The sequence below is a fragment of the Streptomyces sp. NPDC127038 genome (assembly GCF_042725875.1).
Classification (GTDB): domain Bacteria; phylum Actinomycetota; class Actinomycetes; order Streptomycetales; family Streptomycetaceae; genus Streptomyces.
This window is the reverse complement of sequence record NZ_JBHXDQ010000001.1, coordinates 140392-163931: the sequence shown is the minus strand read 5'-3', so window position 1 is coordinate 163931 and position 23540 is coordinate 140392. Positions and strand designations below refer to the sequence as shown.

20 protein-coding genes are annotated in these 23540 nt (G+C 72.2%); 5 read left to right on the top strand and 15 right to left on the bottom strand.

All coding sequences use genetic code 11. The features are described from left to right. Window positions 1–11 precede the first annotated feature (11 nt). The 7 genes from ACFWI4_RS00730 to ACFWI4_RS00700 all read right to left on the bottom strand — a co-directional run bounded on the left by ACFWI4_RS00730 (window position 12) and on the right by ACFWI4_RS00700 (window position 7277). Window positions 12–572 carry a hydrogenase maturation protease gene (locus ACFWI4_RS00730; protein ID WP_387189404.1) on the bottom strand — a complete coding sequence of 187 codons (561 nt, stop codon included), beginning with the start codon at window positions 570–572 and terminating at the stop codon, window positions 12–14. Further along, window positions 569–2050 carry a hypothetical protein gene (locus ACFWI4_RS00725; protein WP_387189403.1) on the bottom strand — a complete coding sequence of 494 codons (1482 nt, stop codon included), beginning with the start codon at window positions 2048–2050 and terminating at the stop codon, window positions 569–571. The genes ACFWI4_RS00730 and ACFWI4_RS00725 overlap by 4 nt, the downstream gene beginning before the upstream one ends. A gap of 1 nt (window position 2051) precedes the next feature. Next, a complete protein-coding gene (locus ACFWI4_RS00720; RefSeq protein WP_387189401.1) occupies window positions 2052–2705 on the bottom strand; it encodes a DUF6084 family protein in 654 nt (217 codons plus the stop codon). Further along, complete coding sequence (locus ACFWI4_RS00715) at window positions 2702–3331, bottom strand: DUF5947 family protein (protein WP_387189400.1); 630 nt, start codon at window positions 3329–3331, stop codon at window positions 2702–2704. Before ACFWI4_RS00715 ends, ACFWI4_RS00720 begins: the two co-directional genes overlap by 4 nt. Next, on the bottom strand, window positions 3328–4251 hold the full coding sequence (locus tag ACFWI4_RS00710) for a NifU family protein (RefSeq protein ID WP_387189399.1): 924 nt from the start codon (window positions 4249–4251) through the stop codon (window positions 3328–3330). Before ACFWI4_RS00710 ends, ACFWI4_RS00715 begins: the two co-directional genes overlap by 4 nt. Before the next feature lie 112 nt (window positions 4252–4363). Next, on the bottom strand, window positions 4364–6145 hold the full coding sequence (locus ACFWI4_RS00705) for a nickel-dependent hydrogenase large subunit (protein ID WP_387189398.1): 1782 nt from the start codon (window positions 6143–6145) through the stop codon (window positions 4364–4366). 49 nt (window positions 6146–6194) lie between these two features. Further along, window positions 6195–7277 carry a hydrogenase expression protein HypE gene (locus ACFWI4_RS00700; RefSeq protein ID WP_339127920.1) on the bottom strand — a complete coding sequence of 361 codons (1083 nt, stop codon included), beginning with the start codon at window positions 7275–7277 and terminating at the stop codon, window positions 6195–6197. Window positions 7278–7613: 336 nt separating this feature from the next. Here ACFWI4_RS00700 and ACFWI4_RS00695 point away from each other — a divergent pair, with 336 nt between their 5' ends. Both ACFWI4_RS00695 and ACFWI4_RS00690 read left to right on the top strand, forming a co-directional pair. Then, on the top strand, window positions 7614–9320 hold the full coding sequence (locus ACFWI4_RS00695) for a subtype B tannase (RefSeq protein WP_387189397.1): 1707 nt from the start codon (window positions 7614–7616) through the stop codon (window positions 9318–9320). A gap of 417 nt (window positions 9321–9737) precedes the next feature. Then, window positions 9738–10979, top strand: a complete 1242-nt coding sequence (locus tag ACFWI4_RS00690; protein ID WP_387189395.1) for a family 16 glycosylhydrolase — start codon at window positions 9738–9740, stop codon at window positions 10977–10979. Window positions 10980–11096: 117 nt separating this feature from the next. Here the strand turns inward: ACFWI4_RS00690 and ACFWI4_RS00685 are convergent, their stop codons facing one another. The 3 genes from ACFWI4_RS00685 to ACFWI4_RS00675 all read right to left on the bottom strand — a co-directional run bounded on the left by ACFWI4_RS00685 (window position 11097) and on the right by ACFWI4_RS00675 (window position 14791). Next, window positions 11097–12074, bottom strand: coding sequence for a UDP-glucuronic acid decarboxylase family protein (locus ACFWI4_RS00685; protein WP_387189393.1), 978 nt, complete (start codon window positions 12072–12074; stop codon window positions 11097–11099). 17 nt (window positions 12075–12091) lie between these two features. Then, entirely contained in the window at window positions 12092–13411 is a 1320-nt protein-coding gene (locus tag ACFWI4_RS00680) for a UDP-glucose dehydrogenase family protein (protein ID WP_387189392.1), read from the bottom strand. 156 nt (window positions 13412–13567) lie between these two features. Beyond that, window positions 13568–14791 (bottom strand): ATP-grasp domain-containing protein, encoded by a 1224-nt coding sequence (locus tag ACFWI4_RS00675; protein WP_387189391.1) that lies wholly within the window; start codon window positions 14789–14791, stop codon window positions 13568–13570. Window positions 14792–14940: 149 nt separating this feature from the next. On the opposite strand from ACFWI4_RS00675, the gene ACFWI4_RS00670 reads away from it, so the two are divergent. From ACFWI4_RS00670 to ACFWI4_RS00660, 3 genes are read left to right on the top strand one after another with little or no spacing between them, the layout of a single operon-like run. After that, window positions 14941–15996 carry an aminoglycoside phosphotransferase family protein gene (locus tag ACFWI4_RS00670; RefSeq protein ID WP_387189389.1) on the top strand — a complete coding sequence of 352 codons (1056 nt, stop codon included), beginning with the start codon at window positions 14941–14943 and terminating at the stop codon, window positions 15994–15996. Between the two features lie 35 nt (window positions 15997–16031). Further along, entirely contained in the window at window positions 16032–17390 is a 1359-nt protein-coding gene (locus tag ACFWI4_RS00665; protein ID WP_387189388.1) for an NAD(P)-binding domain-containing protein, read from the top strand. Beyond that, window positions 17387–18208 (top strand): family 16 glycosylhydrolase, encoded by an 822-nt coding sequence (locus ACFWI4_RS00660; protein ID WP_387189387.1) that lies wholly within the window; start codon window positions 17387–17389, stop codon window positions 18206–18208. Before ACFWI4_RS00665 ends, ACFWI4_RS00660 begins: the two co-directional genes overlap by 4 nt. Before the next feature lie 67 nt (window positions 18209–18275). Here ACFWI4_RS00660 and ACFWI4_RS00655 read toward each other — a convergent pair whose 3' ends face one another. The 5 genes from ACFWI4_RS00655 to ACFWI4_RS00635 form a co-directional block, all read right to left on the bottom strand. Next, a complete protein-coding gene (locus tag ACFWI4_RS00655; RefSeq protein ID WP_387189386.1) occupies window positions 18276–19109 on the bottom strand; it encodes a polysaccharide deacetylase family protein in 834 nt (277 codons plus the stop codon). Then, the gene (locus ACFWI4_RS00650; protein WP_387189385.1) at window positions 19106–20113 is read right to left on the bottom strand and encodes a glycosyltransferase family 2 protein; all 1008 of its coding nucleotides are present in this window, start codon (window positions 20111–20113) and stop codon (window positions 19106–19108) included. The genes ACFWI4_RS00655 and ACFWI4_RS00650 overlap by 4 nt, the downstream gene beginning before the upstream one ends. After that, window positions 20110–21405 (bottom strand): lipopolysaccharide biosynthesis protein, encoded by a 1296-nt coding sequence (locus ACFWI4_RS00645; protein WP_387189383.1) that lies wholly within the window; start codon window positions 21403–21405, stop codon window positions 20110–20112. Before ACFWI4_RS00645 ends, ACFWI4_RS00650 begins: the two co-directional genes overlap by 4 nt. A 61-nt stretch (window positions 21406–21466) precedes the next feature. After that, on the bottom strand, window positions 21467–22741 hold the full coding sequence (locus tag ACFWI4_RS00640; protein ID WP_387189381.1) for a glycosyltransferase: 1275 nt from the start codon (window positions 22739–22741) through the stop codon (window positions 21467–21469). After that, window positions 22738–23505 carry a glycosyltransferase family 2 protein gene (locus tag ACFWI4_RS00635; protein ID WP_387189379.1) on the bottom strand — a complete coding sequence of 256 codons (768 nt, stop codon included), beginning with the start codon at window positions 23503–23505 and terminating at the stop codon, window positions 22738–22740. The genes ACFWI4_RS00640 and ACFWI4_RS00635 overlap by 4 nt, the downstream gene beginning before the upstream one ends. Between the last annotated feature and the right edge of the window lie 35 nt (window positions 23506–23540).

The following is a 23540-nucleotide window of genomic DNA, read 5'->3' as shown; positions in this document are numbered from 1 at the left end:
CTCCATCGTGGTCAGCTCCGCTGGGGTACGGAGGTGGCGCGGCGTACCAGGTCGAGAACGAGGCCGGCGGCGGCGTCCACGGCACCGGCCACCGGGGGAGTCAGCCCCATGCCCTCGCCGGTGTCCAGGGGGACGCAGCCGACGACGTACACCTCCTGGGGGAGGGTGCCGCCCGCGCCGGCGTGCAGGTCGTGGAGCAGGGCCAGGACGGTGGCGGGGTCCATGGCGTGCGTATCCAGCGGGCCGGGTCCGGTCCGGGCGGCGGGGGGTTCGGGGCCGACGTCGATCGTGTGGAGCGTGCCCGGCGGACCCTCGCGGGCGACGAGGTCCACCAGGACGAGCGCCCGGTAGCCCTCCAGCAGCCGGTAGGCGAGGTGCACCCCGCGGATGCCGGCGTCCATCAGCTCGACGCCGGGCGGCAGTTCGGAGGTCCGGGCGGCGAGGCGCCGTACGGTCTCCACCCCGAAGCCGTCGTCGCCGAGGAACACGTTGCCGACCCCGGCGACGAGGACGCGGCCGGTCGCGTGCTCCTCGGTCCCGCCGGACGGGCCGGGCCGGTCGGATCCGGTCATGGCGCACCCTCCTCCCTGTCCCTGTCCGTGTCCGTGTCCTCGTCCGTGTCCGTGAGCGGGGCCACCTCGTCGGGCTTGAAGTACAGGAAGCGGCCCTGGGCCCTGCGCACGTCGGTGCCGGGGTCGTCGTCCACGACGACGGCCAGGTGCGTCTCGCCGTCGAGGTCGCCGACCACCGCCTCGACGGTGGCGTGCCGGCCGTGCAGGAAGGCGTCCTGGGCGTCGGAGCGCCGGGCGCCCGGGGTGAGTCTGACCCTGCTGCCGGCCCGTACCCTCGCGCCGTCGATGACGACGACGGCGGGCACCTCGGCGGCCCCGGCGTCCTGGGCCGGGTCCCACCAGGGATGGCCGGACCCCTCGGGCAGACGCAGACCGGTGCTGGTGGTGGTGCCGGGAGCGGCCGGGACGGGCTCGGCCGCGGGGTCCTCGCCGGTGATCTCGCGCAGCCCGCGGATCGCCCCGTGCAGCCGTTCGCGGACCGCGTCCGGCATCTCGTCCACCAGGTCGATCACCCCGGCGGCGCGCGCGTCCGTGCCGCGGGCCTCGCGCTTCTCCCGGTCGGTGAGCGCGGCCGTGCGCAGCGAGAGGATCTCGTCGATCTCGGTGGCGTCGTAGAGGGGCCCCGGGCTCTCCTCCGCGACGGCCGGATGGTCCTCCAGGATGATCGGCGAGGACAGCATGACGTCGTCCGTGCCGGGCGGGCCCGCGAGCACGGGCCAGGTGCGGTCGTTGTGACAGGTCGCCGCGGCCGGACGGGCCCACTCCGGCGGGTCCGTCAGCGACAGGAACCGTCCCCCGGGGATGCCGAGCAGCAGATGGGTGCCGATCAGGCTGTGGGCGAGGGCGGTCTCGCGGTCGGCGCCGGCCTCCTCCGGCACGGCGGTGGTGTTGTGCACGCTCACCGTGAGCCGCAGCACCCGGTACGGACCCGGCAACTCCTCGACATGAGGGCGCAGTTCGCCGGTCAGCCGCTGTCTGCGCCGCACGAGCCGGCCCACCGTCCGGCCCTCGGCGTCGGTCACCGGTTCGTACTCGACGGCGTCCGGGAGGTCGAACCGTACGGCGTGTGCGGAGGCTTGATCGCCCGTCAGTTCCTCGAGCGTCTCGTGGATCAGGACGCGTTCCTCGTGTCCTTCGTCCCAGGGCACCAACACGCGGTCGGGCAGCTCCAGTTCGGGAACCTCCGTGTACCCGCCGTCGGCTTCGAGCCGTTCGACGGTGCGCCGCCTGACGTGCAGGAAGCGCAGTTCGGCGTGCAGCCGGTCGCCCTTGCGGGGTTCCAGCAGACACTCGGTGCGCTGGACGGAGTGTTCTCCGGTCGTGGCGGTCCAGGCCGGCGGCACCAGGACGCCGAACTGCCAGCGCAGCTGGTTCTTCGCCGCGGAGGCGCGGTAGGGGTACAGGACGTATCCCTCGAACAGGACGGCGTCCGCGACCGTGCGGGCCCGCTCGAAGCGGTCCTCCAGGGGATGGCTCATCTCAGTCGGCCCCCTTCGCGTCGGCCTTCGCCTCGGCGGTGGCGAGGAGTTCGTCGAAGACCCGCTCCCAGGACGGCAGGGCGCGGGAGGAACGGTAGCGGCGCAGCGCGTCGAGCACGTCGAGACGTACCCGCAGCCAGCCCGAGTTGGGGAAGTACTGCTCGATCATGTTCCGCCACACGTCCACCGGCATCCGGTACGTCGTCTCCTTGTGCCAGGGCACCGGCTCGGCCCGGAAGCCCTCGCGGCCGGTGAACACCGTGCCGGAGAACAGCAGGAGCAGGGGCACCTCGCCGCGGGTCAGCGCCCGGAAGTACGAAGCGGACGCGACCTCGGTGTCGTACGTGCAGGGCACCGGGAGATCGACCTCGGTGGAACCGGTGAACCCCGGGACGGTGATGGAGGCGTGGGCGAACTGCAACGGCTTCAGCGTGCTGTTCCAGCGGCTCGGCTCACCGAAGAGGTCGCCCAGCATGCCGACCTCCTCCGGCTCGTAGGAGCGTCCGGCCGGCTCGATACGGATCTGGCAGCGGAGCGCGAGGGCGTGCACCGGTTGGTGGTCCGCCTCCTCGATGCGCAGCCCGAACAGCAGCGTGGGCCCGGCCCCGTACGGCTCGGGGCGCACACCGGTGCAGGTGAACTGGAGATCGGTCACGGCGCACCCCCGGTGCTCTCCAGCGGGCGGGCCGCCGTGGTGATCCGCTCCAGGAACTCCGCGATGTCGGCGCGGGCCTCGGCGCCGCCGTCGAAGCCCTTCCAGTGCAGCCGCATCCGGCCGACCAGTTCGTAGCAGACGTCGACCGGGACGAGCGTGCACGTCACCGGTCCGCTCCGCCCGCGGTGCAGCAGCAGTGCCTCCACATCCGGCTCCAGCAGCTCCGCCAGCCGGCTGCGGCCGAGCACCGCGTCCCAGGTCGCCGGGTCGAGTTCGCTCTCGGTGGCGCCCGCCGGGCTCGGATAGAAGGCGGCGAGCCGGCCGAGTTCGGAGTTGCGGAAGAAGAAGGCGAGCGCGACCGGGATCTGGAGCCGGTTCCAGTCCGCCTCGTCCAGCTCGAACCCGGGGTCGGCGAGGTACCGGTCCGGGACCGCCCGGAAGCGGCCCTGCCCCGCGCCCGGCCGGGTGAAGAGCAGATGGCAGGGAGGGCAGGCGCACTTGAGGGACCGCCGGGAGGTGTCGACCAGATGCCGGTGCCCGGCGGGCAGCGGCTCCCCGCACAGGTCGCAGCGCTCGCCCTCGGGCGGGGGCCTGCGGGTGAACTGCCTGAGGATGTCGGTGGTCACGGGCCCGCCCCCAGCAGCTGGCCGGGCAGCGCCACCCGTACCGACCCGCCCTCCGCGAGCAGCGGTACGGGATCCAGGTGACCCCGGTCGCCGCGGCCGGCCATGCGGACGTCGAACGCGGCGCCGCAGCCAGCGCACCGCAGCAGTTCACCGTCGAGGACGGCGGGAGCGAGACCGGCCGCGCACAGGGGGCAGTGGTCGCGGTAGGCGTACAGCTGCCCCGGCAGACGCACCAGCAGCAGGGCCCGGCCGGCGACCTCGGTGACCCCGGTGGTGCCGTCGCCCACCGGCAGCGCGTGCGGGCCCAGTTCGTACCAGCGTGCCGTCCCGTCCGGTTCCCCGGCGGGCGCCGGCTCGCCTGGGGCGTCGCCCGGGGCGTCGTCCGGGCGGTGCGGCAGGATCTGGAGCAGCGCGGGCTGCGCGCTCTCGGCGGTCATGCCCTCGACCTCGATGTGCGCGACCTCGGGGGCGATCCGGGCGACCGCCTCCTCGATGGTCCAGCGCACGGTCTGGGTGGAGGAGGGACAGCCGTCGCAGCTCCCGCGCAGCCTGAGGCGCAGCGTCGGACCGTCGTCGGCGTCGAGGTCGAGTCCGGCCACCTCGACGTCGCCCGCGTGCGAGCCGAGGTAGGGGCGGACCTTGTCGAGGGCCCGTCCCACCCGGGTCGCGGTGTCCTCGGGGTGCAGATCGTGCAGGATCAGCAGGTCGCCGACGAGTTCGTCGGCGGTGAGGACGGCGAGGGGGTCCGCGCCGTCGGGCGCGGAGCGCAGCAGGCGTACGGCCCGGGCCAGGCCCTCGCCGTAGAACTCCATGAGGCAGCGCACCAGTTCGTCCGCGACGTCGCGCGCCTCCGGTCCCGCCCGCTGCGCCAGCTCGTCGAGCAGCGCGCCTATCCGCTCGCCCGTCTCCTGTCCGGCCATCGGCAAGCCCCTCTCGTGAGGCTCCTGAGGAAGGTCGCATCGCGGTGGTGCCCGGGTCGCGCGAGGCGTCGGACCGGATCGCGATGGACGTGAACGTCGGATCCCGGGAAGGTCAGACCGCCAGTCCGCTCAGCCCTGTCGGCAGGTGCGTCTGCTCCACGGTCCGGCCGCCGCCGACGTACATGTGCACACCGCACGGCAGACACGGGTCGAAGCTGCGGACGGCCCGCATGATGTCGATGCCCTTGAAGTTCTCGGGCGGGTTCTCCTCGAAGATGGGGGTGTTCTGCACCGCGTCCTCGTACGGGCCCGGTGTGCCGTAGCTGTCGCGCACGCTGCCGTTCCACGGGGTCGGCGGGTACGGGTGGTAGTTGGCGATCTTGCCGTCCCTGATCACCATGTGGTGGGAGAGCACGCCCCGGACCGCCTCGGTGAAGCCGCAGCCGATCGACTCGTCCGGCACGTCGAACTTCTCCCAGGTCTGGGTGCGTCCGGCTCGGACCTCCTCCATCGCCTGTTCGGCGAAGTGCAGGGCGGCAGCGGCGGCGTAGGCCTGGAAGTAGGTGCGGGCCCGGTTGCGTTCGAGGGCGTTGCTCCACTGGGGGATCTTCCACTCCAGCGCCATCTCCGGCTTGGTCATCGTGCGCGGCAGGTTGATCTGCACGCTGTGCCCGGTGGCCTTGATGTAGCCGATGTCGACGAGTCCGGACAGGGCCGTGGACCACAGGCGGGCGATCGGGCCGCCGCCGGTGTCCAGGGCCAGGTGGTCGGTGCCGTCGAACCAGCGCGGAGACATGACCCAGCTGTACTTGTCGTCGAAGTCCCGCTTCTGCGGGGCCGGGATGGTGTGCTGGTTCCACGGGTGCCGTTCGTCGACGGGGTTCCCGAGCGGGTCCCGCTCGACGAACTTCTCCATGCCCGCCCAGTCCTCGTAGTACGAACTGCCGAGCAGGATGCGGATGCCGAGGTTGATGTCGACGAGGCTGTTGGTGACCAGCTTGCCGTCCACGACGACGCCCGGGGTGACGAACATCCGCCGGCCCCAGTTCTCCATGTTGGCGTACTGGAAGTCGCAGTACTCCGGGTCGTTCAGGGCGCCCCAGCAGCCCAGCAGCACCCGGCGTCTGCCGACGTCCTCGTAGCCGGGCAGGGCGTCGTAGAAGAAGTCGAAGAGGTCGTCGTGGAGCGGGACGACCCGCTTCATGAACTCCACGTAGCGGGTGAGCCGGGTCAGGTAGTCGGTGAAGAGCTGGATCGTGGCGACGGTGCCGACGCCGCCCGGGTAGAGCGTGGAGGGGTGCACATGGCGGCCCTCCATCAGGCAGAACATCTCCCGGGTGTAACGGCTGACCTGGAGCGCCTCACGGTAGAACTCGCCCTCCAGCGGGTTGAGCGAGCGCATGATGTCGGCGATCGTGCGGTAGCCGTGGTCGGCCGCGTGCGGGGCCTCGGTGCGCTCGGCCAGTTCCAGCACCCCGGGGTTGGTCTCGCGGACCATCCGCTCGCAGTAGTCCACGCCGACCAGGTTCTCCTGGAAGATGTTGTGGTCGAACATGTACTCCGCGGCCTCACCGAGGTTGATGATCCACTCGCCGAGGTGCGGGGGCGCCACCCCGTACGCCATGTTCTGGGCGTACACCGAGCAGGTGGCGTGGTTGTCGCCGCAGATGCCGCAGATCCTGCTGGTGATGAAGTGCGCGTCGCGCGGGTCCTTGCCGCGCATGAACACGCTGTACCCGCGGAAGACGGACGAGGTGCTGTAGCACTCCGCGACCCGCTTCGCCTTGAAGTCGATCTTCGTGTGGATGCCGAGACTGCCGACGATGCGGGTGATCGGGTCCCACGACATCTCCGTGAGGCCGTCACCGGCCGGCTTGTTCGTCGCCGTCGCCATGGTGCCGCGCCACCTTCCTGTCGAGTGTCTGCTCAGCGGGCGACCGTGGTCACCACGGGGCCTTGTAGCCGGTCGTGAGCTCCTCGCTCCTGCCGCGCCACTTCGGTTCCTTGTCGACGGTCTTCGCGGTGATGTTCCGCAGCCGCCGGATGACGGATCCGTAGATGCCGCTCGCCGTCGCGGACACATGACCGCCCGGCGGCTCGTCCATGAACGGCATGAACTTGTCGGGGAAGCCGGGCATGGTGCAGGCGATGCAGATCCCGCCGACGTTCGGGCAGCCGCCCACGCCGTTGATCCAGCCGCGCTTGGGCACGTTGCACTTGACCACCGGGCCCCAGCAGCCGAGTTTGACCAGGCACTCGGGAGATCCGTACTCCTTCGCGAACTGCCCCTGCTCGTAGTAGCCGGCGCGGTCGCAGCCCTCGTGGACCGTGGCCCCGAACAGCCAGGTCGGCCGCAGCTCCTCGTCGAGCGGGATCATCGGGGCCGCGCCCGCCGCCTGGTACAGCAGGTAGAGCAGGGTCTCGGAGGCGTTGTCCGGGTGCACGGGGCAGCCCGGGATGCAGACGATCGGGATGCCCGCCTTGGACTTCCACTCCCAGCCCAGGTAGTCGGGCACGCCCATCGCGCCCGTCGGGTTACCGGCCATCGCGTGGATCCCGCCGTACGTCGCGCAGGTGCCGATGGCGACCACCGCGAGCGCCTTGGGGGTGAGCCGGTCGAGCCACTCGCTCGTGGTGATCGGCTGGCCGGTCTCGGGGTCGTCCCCGAAGCCGCACCAGTAGCCCTCGGGCTTGACCCGCTCGTTGGGGATGGATCCCTCGACGACCAGCACGAACGGCTCCAGCTCGCCCCGGTCCGCCTTGAAGAACCATTCGACGAAATTGTCGGCGCCCTCCACGGGCCCGCACTCGAAGTCGATCAGGGGCCAGTGGACCGCCACCTTGGGCAGTCCCGGCAGGGCGCCGAGCGCCAGTTCCTCGATGCTCGGCTGGGTCGCGGCGGTGAGCGAGACCGAATCCCCGTCACAGCTCAGCCCCGCGTTGATCCAGAGAATGTGGACGGTCGGGTCCTCCTGCGCGTCGTCCTGCGCGGCCGGGCCCGCCGTCGTCTCGGTCGGGGCGTTCATGAGCCCTCCTGGATTCAGCTCATTCAGGTCATAACTGTCCGAACAGTCCTCCCCATGGTTACCGCCCGGGAGCGGCGGCGGTAAGTGCAGACGGGCCCTATCGCCGCCCCGCACTCCCGGTCCGTGCGATGGCTCGAAATGTTCGCAAAATTGCTGGGTATTTTGTTAACAATCTTGTAGCGTGCGTGACGCCCGGGGCCCCGGTGCCAGCCGATCACTCGCCACGCAACAAGAGGAGATCCCATGCAGTCGCTCTCGGAATCCTCCGGTCGAGCAGCCTCCGCCCACCCGGCGGGTACGGGGAAAGGGCGCGGCCGCGGGCGCCGGGTGAGGGGCGTGGCGATAGCGGGCTCACTCGCCCTGACGGCGTTCGCGGTGCCCACGTCCGCGCTCGCCGACGAGGCGCGGACCGTCCCGCACGTCCGTGCCGCGGACCCCCAGGACGCGGCCCTGGCCTTCGACCCCGGCGCGTACACCACGCTCACCGTCACGGTCGACGGCCGGCCCGTCGAGGTACGGGCCTACAGCGAACTCTGCTACGTCGCCGACCCGGTCGCGGCGGCCGCGCAGCAGTCCGGCATCTTCGGGACGACCACCATCGACAACACCCGCTGCGGGTACGAGAGCATGAACGTCTTCGTGCCCGAGAGCGCCTTCGGCGACCAGCGCGCGCCGATCTACTTCGCGGTGAACAACGCGGGCTGGATGGCCAGTTACATCAGAGCGAGCGTCACCGACGGCGCCTCCTACAGCAGTGCGACCAGCAACGTCGGTGCGGCGCTGAAGGCCGGGTACGTCTTCGTGGACGTCGCCAACCGCAGCCGCGGCCTGGCCGGCGCCGACGGCTCCTCGCCGGGCAAGGCCCCCGCCGCGGCCGTCGACGCCAAGGCCGCGGTCCGCTACCTCCGCCTCAACGACGCCGTCATGCCCGGCAGCGCCGAGCGCATCGTCGTCAACGGGACCAGCGGCGGCGGCGCGCTGTCCGCGATCCTGGGCGCCTCCGGCAACAGTCCCGCGTACGACCCCTACCTCGCCGCGATCGGCGCCGCGGGTGTCGACGCCGAGGGCCGCAGCACCCTGCGCGACGACGTGTTCGCGGTGAACGCCTACTGCCCGATCACCGACCTCGGCGACGCCGACACGGCCTACGAGTGGCTCTACAACGTCCTCGGCACCCGTGACGCGACCGGCTCGAACGCCACGCCCCAGGACGCCGCCGAGATCGCCGCCCGCTTCCCGGCGTACGAGAAGAGTCTCAAGCTCCGCAACCCCGACGGCTCCCGGCTCACCGCCGACGACATGCTCGACACGATCAGGAAGGAGGTGATCCGCTCCGCGGAGACCTTCATGAAGGCCGACCCCGCCAACACCGTTCCGGCGCTCGGGGCCACCTTCGACATCACGTCCGGCGGGCCCGGCGGGACCACCACGAAGTCGTACGTGAACGACTGGATCGACGTCGACAACGCCACGGACACGGTGCTGTCGGTCGACATGGCGAAGTACCTGAGGTTCGTCGCCACCCAGGCCGCCCTGAAGTCGACGCCCGCCTTCGACGCCGTGGGCGTCCACGGGAACACCACGAGCGGGACCGAGACCAACCTCTTCGGCCCGTACACCCAGAAGTACATGAACTACACCGAGTGGAGCTGGAACCACAACGACGTCCCCGGCGACGGCAGCGGCATCGACGACACCGGGCTGACCTGGGACCAGTACACCGGCAAGAGGAGCACGACCCTCGACGACCAGATCCACCTGATCGACCCGATGGACTTCATCGGCACGAAGGCCGACACCGCGCCCAACTGGTACGTCCGCAACGGCACCCGGGACCGGGACACCTCCTTCATCGTCTCGGTCAACCTGGACCGGGCGCTGGAGGCGGACGAGCAGGTCGAGAACGTCGACTACCGGCTCGCCTGGAACCAGCCGCACGCCGGCAACTACGACGTGCCCGAAGCCATGGCCTGGATCGCCGAGGTGGTCGGCAAGGCAGGCGACCCGCTCGCCGCCCGTCACCACGGTTCCGCCCGCGGCTAGGCCCCGAGCCGATCACCAGGCGTTCCTCCCGCTCCCGGACGCCGCCTCCGGGGGCGGGCCGGCGCCCCGCCCCGGCCTACGCGGTGTCAGATATCGCCAGCGGCGACCAATTGGGGATGTATGACCGAATTGTTCCCTCGCGTGTCGGACGTCACTGGGGCGGGCCCGGTGCGGCCAACTCGGTCGCGGGGCACGTGAATCCGGGCGGCGCGGGCGTGCGCGTACGCCGGTGAGGCACTTGCGGAACGGGTTCGCCTCGCGCAGAGTCCATGACCGTTCAGTCCGCCATGGGCCACTTGTCCGGCACATGGTCCAGCTGTCGCCTGGGGGGCGAAAGGTCACGCGTACATGCCAATGAATTGCACACCTGGTAAACGGAAACACCGTCGCCCTCGCACCCTGCGAGCGACATTGGGCGTGCTCGCGGTCACCACCACCGCGCTCGCCGGAGGCGTCCTCACGCAGACGGACCGGGCCGAGGCCTCCACCCCCGACGTCGTGGTCGACTCCCTGTCCGTGGTGTCGGCCGCGAACGGAAAGTCCAAGGCCACCGCCACGGTCCACGGCGCCAGGACGGTCAAGCTGCAGGCGCTGACCGTCGCCGTACGGTCCGCGGACGGCGCCAACCGCGACTTCCCCGGAGCGGTCTCGACCACCCTGGGAACCGGGCCGACCACGTTCACCTCGGGCTCCCGCACCTTCCCCGCAGGCACCTACACGTACTACGTCGCGTACAAGGTCCACGACCACTGGCACAGCGTCTCCCCGGTGAAGTCCTTCACCGCCGGATCCGGCGGCGGCGCCGGCACCGCGACCCCCGCGCCGACGGCTTCGACTCCCTCGGGGACGGCCACGGGGACGACGCCCGCGGCCACCGCGTCCTCGACACCGGCACCCGCGGCGACGGCCTCCTCGCCCGCCCCGAGCACGCCGTCCTCCGCGCCGGCCACGACCGGCGCCACGACCGGAACCGCGCCCGTCGGCATCCCCGGCACCTGGCACCAGGTGTTCGGCGACGAGTTCAACGGCGGCAGCCTGGACACGTCCAAGTGGAACGCGAACTGGTTCGGCTGCGCCACGTGCGTCACCAAGCCGCCGAACTCCGCCGAGGGATCCGCCTATTCGCCGTCGCAGGTCTCGGTCGGCGACGGCTCCCTCCATCTCAAGCTCGCCCAGCAGCCCACCACCGTCGGCGGCAAGACGTATCCCTACGTCTCCGGCCTGGTGACCAGCAACGGCAAGGCCCAGTTCACCTACGGCGCCTTCGAGGCCCGTATCCACACGCCCTCGTCCGGATCGCAGATGGCCAACTGGCCCTCGTTCTGGGCGGACGGACAGAACTGGCCGACCGACGGCGAGCTGGACGTCCTTGAGGGCCTGGGCGGGTCCGCCTGCTACCACTTCCACTCCACCGCGGGCGGTCCGGGAGGCTGCGCCTCCGGCACCTACTCCGGCGGCTGGCACACCTTCGGCGCCGACTGGAAGCAGGGCTCCGTCACGTACTACTACGACGGGAAGCAGGTCGGTCAGATCACCTCGGGGATCACGTCCGCCCCGATGTACCTGATCCTCAACAACGCCGTCAATCCCAGTCACAGCGGAACCAATGTGGCGCCCGCCGACATGCAGGTCGACTACGTCAGGGTCTGGCAGCACTGACCCCACGGACGTGCCGGGGCGCCGGCCGCATCACGCGGCCGGCGCCCTCCGGGCTGCCGGCCCCCGGGCCGCCGACACCCGCGTGACGGCGCGGTGCACGCCACCCGCCGTCCCGCGTCACGACGGGCCGGCCGCCACGGCCCGCTCCGGCGCCCGCGCGGATTCACGGGCCTCCGCCACGAACCAGTCGACGGTGCGCCGGAGCCCCTGCTCCAGAGGTACCCGCGGCTCCCAGCCGAGCGTCTCCCTGGCCCGGGTGATGACCGGGCGCCGGCGGAGAGGATCGTCGACGGGCAGCGGAAGACGGCGCAGCCCGCCGCCGGATCCGGTGATCCCCGCCACCAGCTCCGCCAGTTCCCGAACCGTGTGCTCCTCCGGATTGCCCAGGTTGATCGGGCCGGGATCGTCGGAGTCGAGCATGGCCACCAGGCCCTGGACCAGGTCGTCGACGTAGCAGAAGCTTCGGGTCTGGCTGCCGTCGCCGAAGATCGTCAACGGCTCCTCCCGGAGCGCCTGCCGGATGAAACTGGAGATCACCCGGCCGTCGTAGGGGCGCATGCGCGGGCCGTACGTGTTGAAGATCCGGACGATCCCGGTGCCGACCCCACGGCTGCGCCGGTACGCCATGGAGAGGGCCTCCGCGAAACGCTTGGCCTCGTCGTAGACACTGCGCGGGCCGATCGGATTGACGTTCCCCCAGTAGCCCTCCTCCTGAGGATGCACCGCGGGGTCCCCGTAGACCTCGCTGGTGGACGCCAGGACGAAGCGGGCCTTCTGGCTCTCGGCCAGCCGCAGCATGTTCTCCGTTCCCCGGCTGCCCACCGCCAGCGTCTCCAGCGGATGGCGGTGGTAGTCGGACGGGGAGGCGGGAGACGCGAGATGCGCGACGGCGTCGACCGTCCGGGGGAAGCGGAACCGCTCCGTGACGTCGCACGGAACGAAGTGGAAGCCCGGCCGCTTCAGCAGCGGGGTGATGTTGGCCTTGCGGCCCGAGGAGAAGTTGTCCAGGCAGTAGACGGTGTCACCTCTGCGGACCAGTTCCTCGCACAGATGGGACCCCAGGAATCCGCTGCCACCGGACACCACGACACGCATGAGACTCGTCCTTCCGCTCAGCCGAGCCGCGGACGGCCCGGGGCGCTCAGCCGCCAGCCCGCCGAGCGCCAGCTCGGGGCGTCGAGGGTGTTGCGGGCGTCGACCAGGGCCGGGCTGCGCACCACGGTGGCGAGGGCGGCGGGGTCGAGCTCCCGGTACTGGGGCCATTCGGTGAGATGCAGGACGACATCGGCCTGCTCGCAGGCCTTGGTCACGTCCAGGGCGTACTGCAGCTCGGGACAGACGGCCCGGGCGTTGTCGATCGCCTCCGGGTCGTGCACCCGGACCCGGGCCCCGCGCAGGCGCACCGCCTCCGCGACGGCGAGCGCGGGGGAGTCCCGCACGTCGTCGCTGCCGGGCTTGAAGGCGGCCCCGAGCACCGCCACGTCGCGGCCTTCGAGGCTTCCGCCGGTGAGCCGCTCGGCGAGGGCGACGGTGCGCAGGCGCTGGCGGGTGTTGATCTCGTCGACCTGGCGGAGGAAGGCCACCGACTCGCCCCGGCCGATCTCCTCCGCCCGTGCGGTGAAGGCCCGGATGTCCTTGGGCAGGCAGCTGCCGCCGAAGCCGAGACCGGGGGCCAGGAACGAGGGGCCGATACGGGAGTCGCCGCCCATCGCCGCGGCGAGGGTGAGCACGTCGCCGCCCATGACGTCACAGATCTCGGCCATCGCGTTGATGAAGGAGATCTTGGTGGCGAGGAAGGAGTTCGAGGCGACCTTGACGAGTTCGGCGGTGACGGTGTCGGTGGCGATGAACGGCGCGCCGGCCGCCGTCAGGGGGGCGTAGACCGCGCGCAGCCGCTCCTCGGCCCACGCCGACCGTACGCCCGCCACGATGCGTTCCGGCCGGAGCGTGTCCTGGACGGCGGATCCCTCGCGCAGGAACTCCGGGTTCCAGGCGATCTCGGCGCCGGGCACGTCCAGCCGCGCGGCCAGCCGGTCCGCCGTGCCGACGGGGACGGTGGACTTCCCGACGACCAGGGCACCCTCGTGGCCAGCCTCGCGCAGACCGGGCGCGAGCCCGTCCACCACGGCCTCGACGTAGCGCAGGTCGGCGGCGCCCGAGTCGGGCCGCTGCGGGGTGCCGACGCAGATGAAGTGCGTGTCGGCGAACCGGGCGGCCTCGTCCAGCGAGGTGGTGAAGCGCAGCGCGCCCGCGGCCACCGTCCGCTGGAGCATCGCCGGGAGGCCGGGCTCGTGGAACGGGGGATGCCCCGCCGCGAGCGCCGCGACCCGCTCCTCGTCGACGTCGACGCCGAGCACCTCATGGCCTGCCTCCGCCATGCAGGCGGCGTGGACCGCTCCTACGTACCCGGTGCCGATGACTGTGAGGCGCATGTCTGTCTCCGAGGGGTTCCGCCCGTATATTTACGACGTATACGTACATGTTCACCCCAGGACGGGCTCAGGTCAAAGCGCAGGGAGGAAAGGCCGTGAATTCGGCGGTCGTGCGGGGTCGGCAGGTCGCGCCGGCCGTGGCCGGGAGGGCGTCGGTCAGGCGCGGGCCGCCGGGCCGGGGTGCTCCGGCCGGAGCAGGCGCCAGGTGACCAGCCCGGTGAACCGCATCGCTTCGGCCGCGGCCGGCACGGGATCGTCCCAGGCGAGCCAGGCCCGCTCGGTGGGCCGCACGTGCAGCAGGTCGGACGGCAGCCGGCGCTCGCGGCGCAGCCAGGCCCCGGCCGACGCGAAGTCCAGCTGGCCGGCGACGAAGACCCGGCCCTCCGCCTGCTCGCCGTCCGGAACGGCCCGGCCGGTCAGGTCGAGATGCATGGCCCGGACGACGTCGACCCCGTGGACGTTCTCGAAGAGGCGGAACTGGGCGCCGGCGCGCGGATTGAAGTCGACCAGCTTGTACTGACCGTCCCGGCGGTCGTAGCGCCAGTCGAGATCCGCCAGCCCGCTGTAGCCGGTGCGGCGGCACAGCCGCTCGGCCAGGACGGCGAGTTCGGCGTTGCGCAGGGCCACCGCCCGGGCGGTCATCCCCGCGTAGGGAGGCCAGGAGCGCAGCTTCAGGCCGGTGAACAGGACGAGCGGAACACCGCCCGCACCGCAGTACAGATGGGTGATCCAGTCCTCCGCCTGCTGCCGCGGGATGTACTCCTGCACGAGGACGGGCGGCGGCACGGCCCCCGGGAAGCGGGCGAGCAGCGCCCGTTCGGTGGGGACGACGGTGGTGGTGCCGCTGACGGCCGGGGTGCGGAGCCTGCTGAACGGCGCCAGGTTCTTCAGCACCAGCGGATAGCCGAGCTCGCGGCCCGCGTCGACCAGTTCGTCGCGGCTCTCCGGCGCTCTCGACGACGGCGAGGGGACGCCGGCCTCGGCGCAGATCCGGTGCAGGCTCGCCTTGCAGGCCAGCAGCCGCGGCAGACCGGGCGGAGCGGGCGGGATCAGGAAGCACTCCTTGAGCCGGTGCGCGTGCTCGGCGAGCACGATCGCCGCCTCGTCGTCGGTGGGCACCGCCACGCAGCGGGTGCCGATCCTCCGGCCCAGGGACAGCAGGCCGTCGGCGAGCCGCTCGGGTTCCTCGCAGCCGGTGGTCCGCCACACGATCGCGCTCGTCAGATGGCGCGAGAGGGCGACCGGGGTGAAGCGGTCCTCGACGACGGCGTGGACCGGGACGCCGAGCCGTCCGACCGTGCGCACGACGCCCAGACTGCCGTGGTGCAGCGGATAGTTGCCGACGCGGGCGAGGAGCACGGGTACGCCGGTGTCCAGCAAGGGGACCACCCGTCCCTCTCCGGGAAGCTTCCCCCGGAAGGCACTAACATGGACAAAGCTCGTAGATCGACTCGAAGGTGATGGATCGCCCGTCATCATTATCCCCGGCAAGCACGGGTCGTGCCGCTGACAGCCCGGCAAGGTCTGGTATGAAGACACCCGCCAAGATGTCCTCGCTCTCCGGTCTGCTGCCCCTCTACTTCCCCCGCGCTCTGGCCGGTCTCGACGACCGTCTGCGGGCCCACTGGCTCGTACGCGGCGCCGGACCCAGGGACATCACCGTGGTCCGGCGCCCCTCCCTGCCCAAGGCCGGCCTGCTGGTGTTCGAGCTGCGGGACGGCGGGCGGAGCCTGGTGATCAAACATCCCCGGGACGCGGCCGGCGCGGCCGTCACGGCGCGGGAGCGGGAGGTCCTGCTGGAGCTCGCCGAGGACGGCAGGCTCGACCCCTGGCGCGCCCTCCTGCCGCAGGTCGCCGGTTCGCCCGGACCCGCGGGGACCCTCGCCCAGACCGCGCTCCCGGGCGTCCCGGCCGAGCGGCTCATCATGGCCCCCGCAGGAGACCCGTACACCGCCATGGCCCCCGCCCTGCGCCTGCTGGCCGACCTGAGGGCCGCCACCGGGCGTCCCCGCAAGGCGGCGGACCGGACCCCCGCCTGGTGCGAGGAGCAGCTCTCGGACCTGGCCGCGGGAATGCCCCGCTACCGGACCGGGCGGCGGGCGGCCGAACTGGAGGCCCTGCGCCACCGGCTGGACGCGGCCCTGACCGGCGCCGTGCTCACGGAGGGCTGGACCCACGGCGACTACCACGCAGGCAACGTGCTCCTCGGCCGGGCGCCCCTGCGGGTGACCGGTGTCTTCGACTGGAGCAGCGGCCGCGCCGACGGGCCCTGCGAGATCGACGCCTACTCCTTCGTCCTGGCCCTGCGCGCCACCCTCACCGGCCGCCCCCTCGGCGTCCTGGTCGCCGAGACGCTCCGGGCCGGCCGCGTGCCGGACACCGACCGTGCCCTGCTGGCACAGGCCGGTCTCGACCCGGACGACGGTGTCGTCGATCCGGTGGCGATTCCCCTGCTGAGCTGGCTGTGGCACGTGGCGAACAACGTCCGCAAGTCACCGAGGTTCGGCCTCAGCTACGGGTGGCTCACCCACACGGTCGCTCCCGTGCTCGCCGAATGCGCCCGCTGGGCCGGTGCACGGACATGACGGCCGCCGCGCCGCTCGGGACGGAGGGAACGACCATGCCCAGGACCACCCGCTTCGGCCTCCGGCACGGAGCGGCCGGGGGCGCCCACGGCTCTCCCCGACGGCCGCCCACGGTCGTGATCGGGGCCGGCCCCTACGGGCTCGCCACGGCCGCCTGGCTGAGCACGGCGGGAACACCGCGGCGGGTCTTCGGCGACCCCATGGAGTGCTGGCGCGCCAACATGCCCGAAGGCATGTACCTGAAGTCCGTCCCCTCCGCCTCCTCCATCTCCGCGCCGGAGTCCGGGTACGGTCTGGACGCCTTCCGCGCCGCACGGGGACGCGGGCCCGTCGGTGACCGGTACCCCGTCCCCGTCGAGGAGATGATCGCCTACGGGCAGTGGTTCCAGGAGCGCCGCGTACCGGAACTGGAGCGCCGTCGGGTCCGTACGGTCAGCCGTGCCGACGGGCTGTTCGGCGTCACCCTGGACTCCGGGGAGGAGTTCCTCGCCGGGAACGTGGTGATGGCCACCGGACTGGTCCCGTTCGCCCACGAGCCCGCGGAACTGGCCGGGCGCCTCCCGGCGGAGCTGGTCTCCCACACCAGCCGGCACCACGACCTGGGCCGGTTCGCGGGGCAGCGGATCGCCGTGCTCGGCGCCGGGCAGTCGGCCCTGGAGAGTGCCGCGCTGCTGCGCGAGGCCGGGGCCCTTCCCACCGTGATCGCCCGCGCGCCCTCCGTCGCCTTCGGCAGCCCGCCCGACACCGACCGGCCCTCCGACCGTCCGCGTCCGGTACGGATCGCCAAGCCGGCCTCCCCGCTCGGACCGGGCTGGTCGCTGCTGGCGTGCACCCACGGAGGCGGAGCGATCCGCCGTCTGCCGCGGGGGTCACGGCTGCGGCTGCTGCACACCGTGCTCGGTCCGTCCGGCGCCTGGTGGCTGCGGGACCGCGTGGACGACCGGATCCCGGTGCTGTGCGGCCGTACGGTCCGCTCAGCGGAGGCCGAGGACGGCAGGGTGCGGCTCGACGTCGAGATCATGGACGGCGAAACCGGACCGTCGGGCGACCGCGGTCCGTCGGACGGCGTCGGTCGGTCGGGCGGAGGGCGTCGGCCGGGCGGCGGCGGGACGACGGAGACCTTGGTGGCCGACCATCTGCTGCTGGCCACCGGATACCGGGTCGACGTCGGCCGGCTCACGCTGCTGGCACCCGAACTCCGCCGGGAGATCGAGACGTTCCGGGGCGCGCCGCGGCTGTCGTCCGGGTTCGAGTCCTCCGTGCCCGGGCTGTTCTTCACCGGACTGGCCGCCGCCCCCACCTTCGGACCCGTGCTGCGGTTCGTCGCCGGCACCGGATTCGCCGCGCGCCGGCTGGCCGGCTCGGTCGCGGCCGGGAACCGCGCCCGCCCATGAGATCACGGGGCACGGCGCTCGGGGCGCTCATGCTGCTGCTGGCGGTGGCCTGCGGTGCCGGCGGGCCCGCGCCCGGAACGGCGACGCCCCGGCCGGTGGCGCCCGGTCACTGGCGGCTGGTCTTCCACGACGAGTTCGCCGGCTCGCGTCTCGACACGGGCCGCTGGGCCACCTGTTACGACTGGAACAAGCACGGCTGCACCATCAGCACCAACAACGAACTGGAGTGGTACCAGCCGGGCCAGGTCGCCGTGGGCGGAGGAAAATTGACGCTCACCGCCCAGCGCCGGGCCGTCCGCGGCAGCGACGGGAAGGTCTACCCGTGGGTGTCCGGCATGGTCTCCACCGGCCGCGACGACTGGTACGCACAGCCGCGGAAGACTTTCACCTACGGCTACTTCGAGGCCGCGGTCCGCATCCCGGCGCAGGGCGGGATGACACCGGAGTTCTGGATGATGCCCGCGAGCCGCTACACCCCGCCCGAGATCGACATCATGGAGTTCCTCGGCACCACGCGCACCCTGTCGATGTTCGTGCACTGGAAGAACGCCGAGGGCGCCGAGCGCAAGGAGCGGGGGACCTTCACGGCGAACGGCTTTCCCGACGGCTACCACCTCTTCGGGCTGCTCTGGGAGAAGGACCGGCTCGTGTGGTACGTCGACGGGATCGAACGGTTCCGGGTGACCCAGCCCGAACGCATTCCCCATGTGCCCATGGAAGTCATCATGAACCTGGCCGTCGGCCTCCCGTACCCCCCGCCCCCGGGCACCGACTCGGCACGTCTGCTCGTGGACTGGGTCCGGGTCTGGCAGCATTGACGGACCGTCGGCCGTGTCGCCGGGTGCGCTGGTTCCCCGGTTCGGCCGCTCGGCCAGGTCAGACGGGTCAGGCTGATCGGGCGGGTGAGGCGGGAAGCGCCCGGTACGGCAGTCCGATCGCCGCTCTCGTCCGCCGGTAGGCCCGCCAGCCCCTGGTCCGCGCGCCCTCGGCGAACGGTGCCACGGGTGCTCCCTCGCCACCGGTCCAGCGCGCGAAGCGCTCCCGGCCGGTGTCGGCGCGGACCATGAGCCGGGCGAACCGCAGCGGGTCGTCCGTCTCCGAACTGAACGCCGAGTCCGCCCGGATGGCGGCCGCCGACGTCCATCCGGCCTCGCGTACCAGCGCGCGCACGGCGCGGCTGGAGTAGCCGTGCGGATAGGCGAAGGCGTCCACCCGGTGCCCGAGCGTGTCCTCGATGTCCCGCTTGCAGCCGGTCACCTCCTCCCGGACCGACGCCCGGGGCAACGTGTCCAGCTGCGGATGCGTGACGGAGTGTCCGCCGATCTCGACCCCGGCCGCGTCCAGCTCCCTGACCCGGGCCCGGTCGAGCGTGGCCACCGACGGGAACGGCCCGCGGCCCGGCGGCCCGCCCTCGGGGCTCAGGGCGCCCGTCGTCACGTACAGGGTCGAGGGAAGCCCGCGGGCGGCGAGCAGCGGAGCCACCGTGGAGGCGAAGTCCGCGTACCCGTCGTCGAAGGTGAGCACCGCCGACCGCGGGGGAACCGGAGGACCGCCGAGCAGGGCGGCGACCAGCCGCCGCAACGGGACGACCGTCAGCCCGCTGTCGGCGACCATGTCCAGCTGCTCCGCGAACGTACGGGGACTCACGGTGTACGGGGCCAGCCATGACGGCGCGTCGTCCGCCACCGCGTGATACAGGAAGACGGGGACGACGCTCATGACCGGGCCGCCGCGGCCGGCTCCGCGCCACCCTGCCGGACCCGGGAGGGGGCCGGGGATCCCAACGGCCTGACGGAGCCGACGAGATAGCCGGACACGGTCGCGCACACACCCCCGGTCAGCGCCCCGATCGTGCGCAGCGCGCCGGGCTGCCGGATGCCGGTCACCTTGCGGGCAAGGGCCCGCGAGATGGTCGACCGCACGTACACGCGCTCGTTGGCCAGGGCCGGTCCCCGGCCGCAGCGCCGTGCCACCAGGGCCTTGGACACCCCTTCGATGTAGCAGCGGTTGCGGAAGTAGGCCCAGCTGGTACGGGACTCGGGGACCCGGTGCCGTATCTCGGCGGCCGGCTCGTACAGCAGCACGGCCCGCGGGTCACGGGCGGCGAGCCGCAGACACAGGTCCGTCTCGTCGCAGCTGGCGACCGGTCGGCTGCCCACGCGCCCGAACGCGTCGAAGAAGCCGCCGACGGCGATCAGTTCGCTTCTGCGGAAGGACATGTTGGCGCCGATGAAATTGCGGACGCGAGCGGAGTGCCGGGGCTGTCCGCGGTAGGAGCAGCCGACCACCCAGTCGAACTCCGGCGGGAACCACACCGGTCGTCCGGTCAGCCACCACGGTCGGACGAACCCGCCCACGCCCACCACCCGGGGGTCGCGGTAGGGCGCCAGCAGCCGGTCCGTCCAGCCGGGTTCCGCGGTGGCGTCGTCGTCGAGGAAGGCCACAACGTCGGCGTGCGACACCGCGACTCCCGTGTTGCGGCCCCCCGACAGACCGCGGCGCCGGGCGTTGGCCACCACATGGACGCCGGCCAGTTCGCGCTCGGCACGCTCCAGGAGTTCCCGGTTGTGGTCGACCACGAGCAGGACCTCGTCGGCGGGCGGATCCTGGGCCAGTACGGAGCCGATCGCGGCCCGTATGTCGTCCCAGCGGTCCAGGGTGTAGGCGCAGATGACGACCGCGAGGGTGGGGACGGTGCGCTCGGCGGAGAGTGCGCTGTTCATGATGACCCTTCAGCGACGGGGACGAGCCAGCGGGACCGGGACAGGAGCAGGAACGCGGCGATCAGGCACTGGGTGACGAGCCAGGCGATGCCCGCGCCCACGAGGCCGACCACCGGCAGCAGCAGATGGGTGAGACCGAGCACCAGGACGCACATCGCGCCCTGCAGCCACACCGCCCAGCTCAGCCGTCGCTGCGCACGGACGACGTCGATGGCCACGCTCAGCAGCAGGTTGGGCAGCGCGGACAGGGCCAGCAGCCGCAGCAGGGTGCTGCCTTCGGCGGCGTAGGACGAACCGAAGATCGACAGGATCTGCGGGGCCGCGACGACCAGGACGAGGGTGATGCCGCCCAGCAGCAGACCCGAGTGGCGCAGGACGCGCCGGGAGTGCTCCACGAGCCGCCCGGGCCCGCGCACGGATTCGGCGAGCAGCGAGGTGCCCATGTTGCGGGCGATCAGGTAGGGCACGTACGCGACACCCCAGGCGACCGAGTAGAAGGCGCTCTGCTCGGCACCGCAGCTGTTCAGCACGATCAGCGGGACCACGGTGTATCCGGCGACCCGGAACAGGGAGCCCAGGTAGTCGGCCGCCGCGTACTTGAGCATGCGGGGCGGTGGCGGCGCGGTCGTCGTCTCCCGCTCGTGCCGGGGGATGCCTCTGCCCATCAGGACGGAGTTGGCCACGATCAGTGAGACCAGGAGGGCCCCCGCCCACGACAGGAGGATCCCGGAGAAGAAGCCCAGGGCGGCGCCGAGGCCGAGCAGCACGATCTTCACCAGGGCGAAGATCAGGTTCTCGCCCACGACCCAGCCCGGCATGCGGACCGCGGTGAGCGCGCCGTCCTGGAGGACGAAGACGGCGTAGCCGGCGGTCGCCACCACGAAGCAGGTCGCGGTGACCGGCGTCAGCAGGAAGCCGAGCCTCGGCGAGATCACCGGCACCAGCGCGAGGAACACCAGGGACACCACGACGCTGAACGAGACGCTGGCCGCGTAGCACAGGAGGACCAGACGTCGGCTGCGGCGCCCGGCGGTCGGCACGAACCGCACCAGGAAGTCGTTCAGGTTGAGCTGCCCGATGCCGGTGAGCAGGAGGGACGCCATGAGCGCCGAGTAACTCAGGCCCACGGTCCGCTCGTCGTACCAGTGGGTCGCGAAGGTCCAGAAGAAGAAGCCCAGTCCGGCGTTGACGAGGGAACTGACCGCGAGGACGTGTCCGGTGCGCAGGACGGGTTCTCCGGGGAGCACGGCGGCGACACCGGCGCGCAGCATGTCCAGGGGCCGTCGTCGCATCCCGGCGCCTCTCGCGGCGGAGTCGGTCACCCGGCTGGTGTCCACGCCGCTCACCCCGCCGTCAGTTTCCGGCGTCGGCGCCGGTGAGGCGTCCGCGCAGGTAGCCGCAGGGGCCGTAGAGCATCCCCCGCACCTCCAGGAGCGCCAGCCGCCGGGACCAGCCGGCCTCGGGGTCGGCGCCGCGGGCGCGTGAGCGGGTCATGGCGTAGCGGACGCCGCCGGGCAGCCGGCGCAGCAGGGCGGGCAGCCGGCGGGGGTTCCGCAGCAGCGCGCCGGCGAGATAGGCGCCGAGTCCCGCTCCGTAGCCGAAGGCCTGCGCGGCCACGGCGTCCATCGTGCGGTGATGGCAGTGCCAGACGATGGCGCCCGGCTGGTAGGCGAGGGTGTGACCGGCCGTCAGGATCTCGAAGAAGGCGAGCAGGTCGTCACCGCCCCGGCCGGGGGTCCCGGCGCCGGTCGCCGGGTCGAATCCGCCGAGGGCGCGGAGCGCGGTGGTACGGAAGGCCATGTTGGCGCCGGAGCCGAAGCGTCCGGCGGTGAAGGGGAACAGCGGGTCCGCGGGCGGATCGGACAGCGACCAGCTGCGCGGCTCGTACCCCTTCGCGAAACCGCCCTGGCGTTCCAGGGCGGTCTGGGCCCGGGTCTCCAGTTCGGCGGGCAGGATCAGCCCGGTGACACAGCCGATCCGCGGGTCGAGCGCGAACGTCCCGGCCAGCGCCGAGAGCCATCCGGGATCGACGAGCGTGTCGTCGTCCGTGAAGGCGACGATCGATCCGCGGGCCCGGCCGAGCCCCCGGTTGTGGGCGCGGGCCAGCCCGGCGACGGGCTCGTGGACGTAGTGGACGCGCCCGGTGAACTCCGAGCGGACGAGGACCTCGGTCGTGCGGTCCGCCGGGGCGTTGTCGACGACGATGATCTCGAACGTGGGGTACGTCGAGCGCAGCAGCGAGTGCAGACAGTGCCGCAGCTGCTCCGGCCGGTCCCGCGTGGCCACGATCACGCTGATGACGGGTGCCTGCTGGAGCGTCGGGTGCCGGACCGCGCCGTCAGGGGCGCCGGTCGCCTTCGCGGGGCGCTGCCCGGCGAGCCGGCCTCCCAGTTCCAGCCGGGCGGTGTCGGCCAGCGCCCGCCACAGGCCCTCGGGGTCCGAGGCGTTCCCGGCGCTGACCATGCCCAGGGGGTGGCCGTGCAGTCGTACGAGCGCCCGGGCGCTGTTCCGCGGCCGGGCGGGCCCGCGGTCGCCGGGCAGCCGGAACTCCCCCGGACGGGCCAGGTCGATGTCGACGACCGGCACCGGGGGCCGGACCCCGGGGGAGCGGGCCGGGGCGTGCCTCACGACGCGCTCCGCTCGGACCGTGCGGCGGAGGACCGGGCGCCGGGCCGTTCGGAGAGCAGGGTGCGCAGCACCCGGCGCCCGTCGGAGATGGCGTGGAGGTTCGAGCAGCCGCTGCGGCGGGGGAGTTCCAGGCTGGGGACCTCGGCGATGCGCAGCCCCGAGCGCAGGGCGTGCACGATCATCTCGGCCTCGATCTCGAAGCCGACGGCGTGCAGGTCGAGCTGGTCGAGGAAGCTGCGCCGGAAGGCGCAGAAGCCGTAGCACAGGTCGGTCAGGCTGGCGTCGTAGAGCCGGTTGGCGGCGAGCAGGAGGACGTGGTTGCCCAGCTTGCGGATGCGCGTGATGTCGAGCGAACCGCCGCCTGCGACGAACCGCGAGCCCTTGACGAAGTCGTAGCCGTGCTCGAGGAAGTGCACGAAGTGCGGGATCTCCGCCGGCGACATGCTGCCGTCGGCGTCCATCATGACCACGTAGTCGCCCTTGGCCGCGAGGAAGCCGGTGCGCAGCGCGTTGCCCTTGCCGGGGCCGCTCTGCCGTACGTTGCGCACCGTCGGCAGGCAGTGCTGCGCCATGGGGACGGTGGCGTCGGTGGAGTCGCCGTCGACGAGGATGACCTCGTCCACACAGGCCGGGATCTGCTCGAAGACCCACGCGATGTTGCGTGCCTCGTTGAGGGCCGGGACGACCAGGCTGACGGTGGACTGCGTGGACTGTGTTCCGGCCCCTCGCTCGTCACTGATGATCGGGTCCTTGTACATGCTCATGCATCTCCGAGTGCGCCCATACGGCATATGTTTAC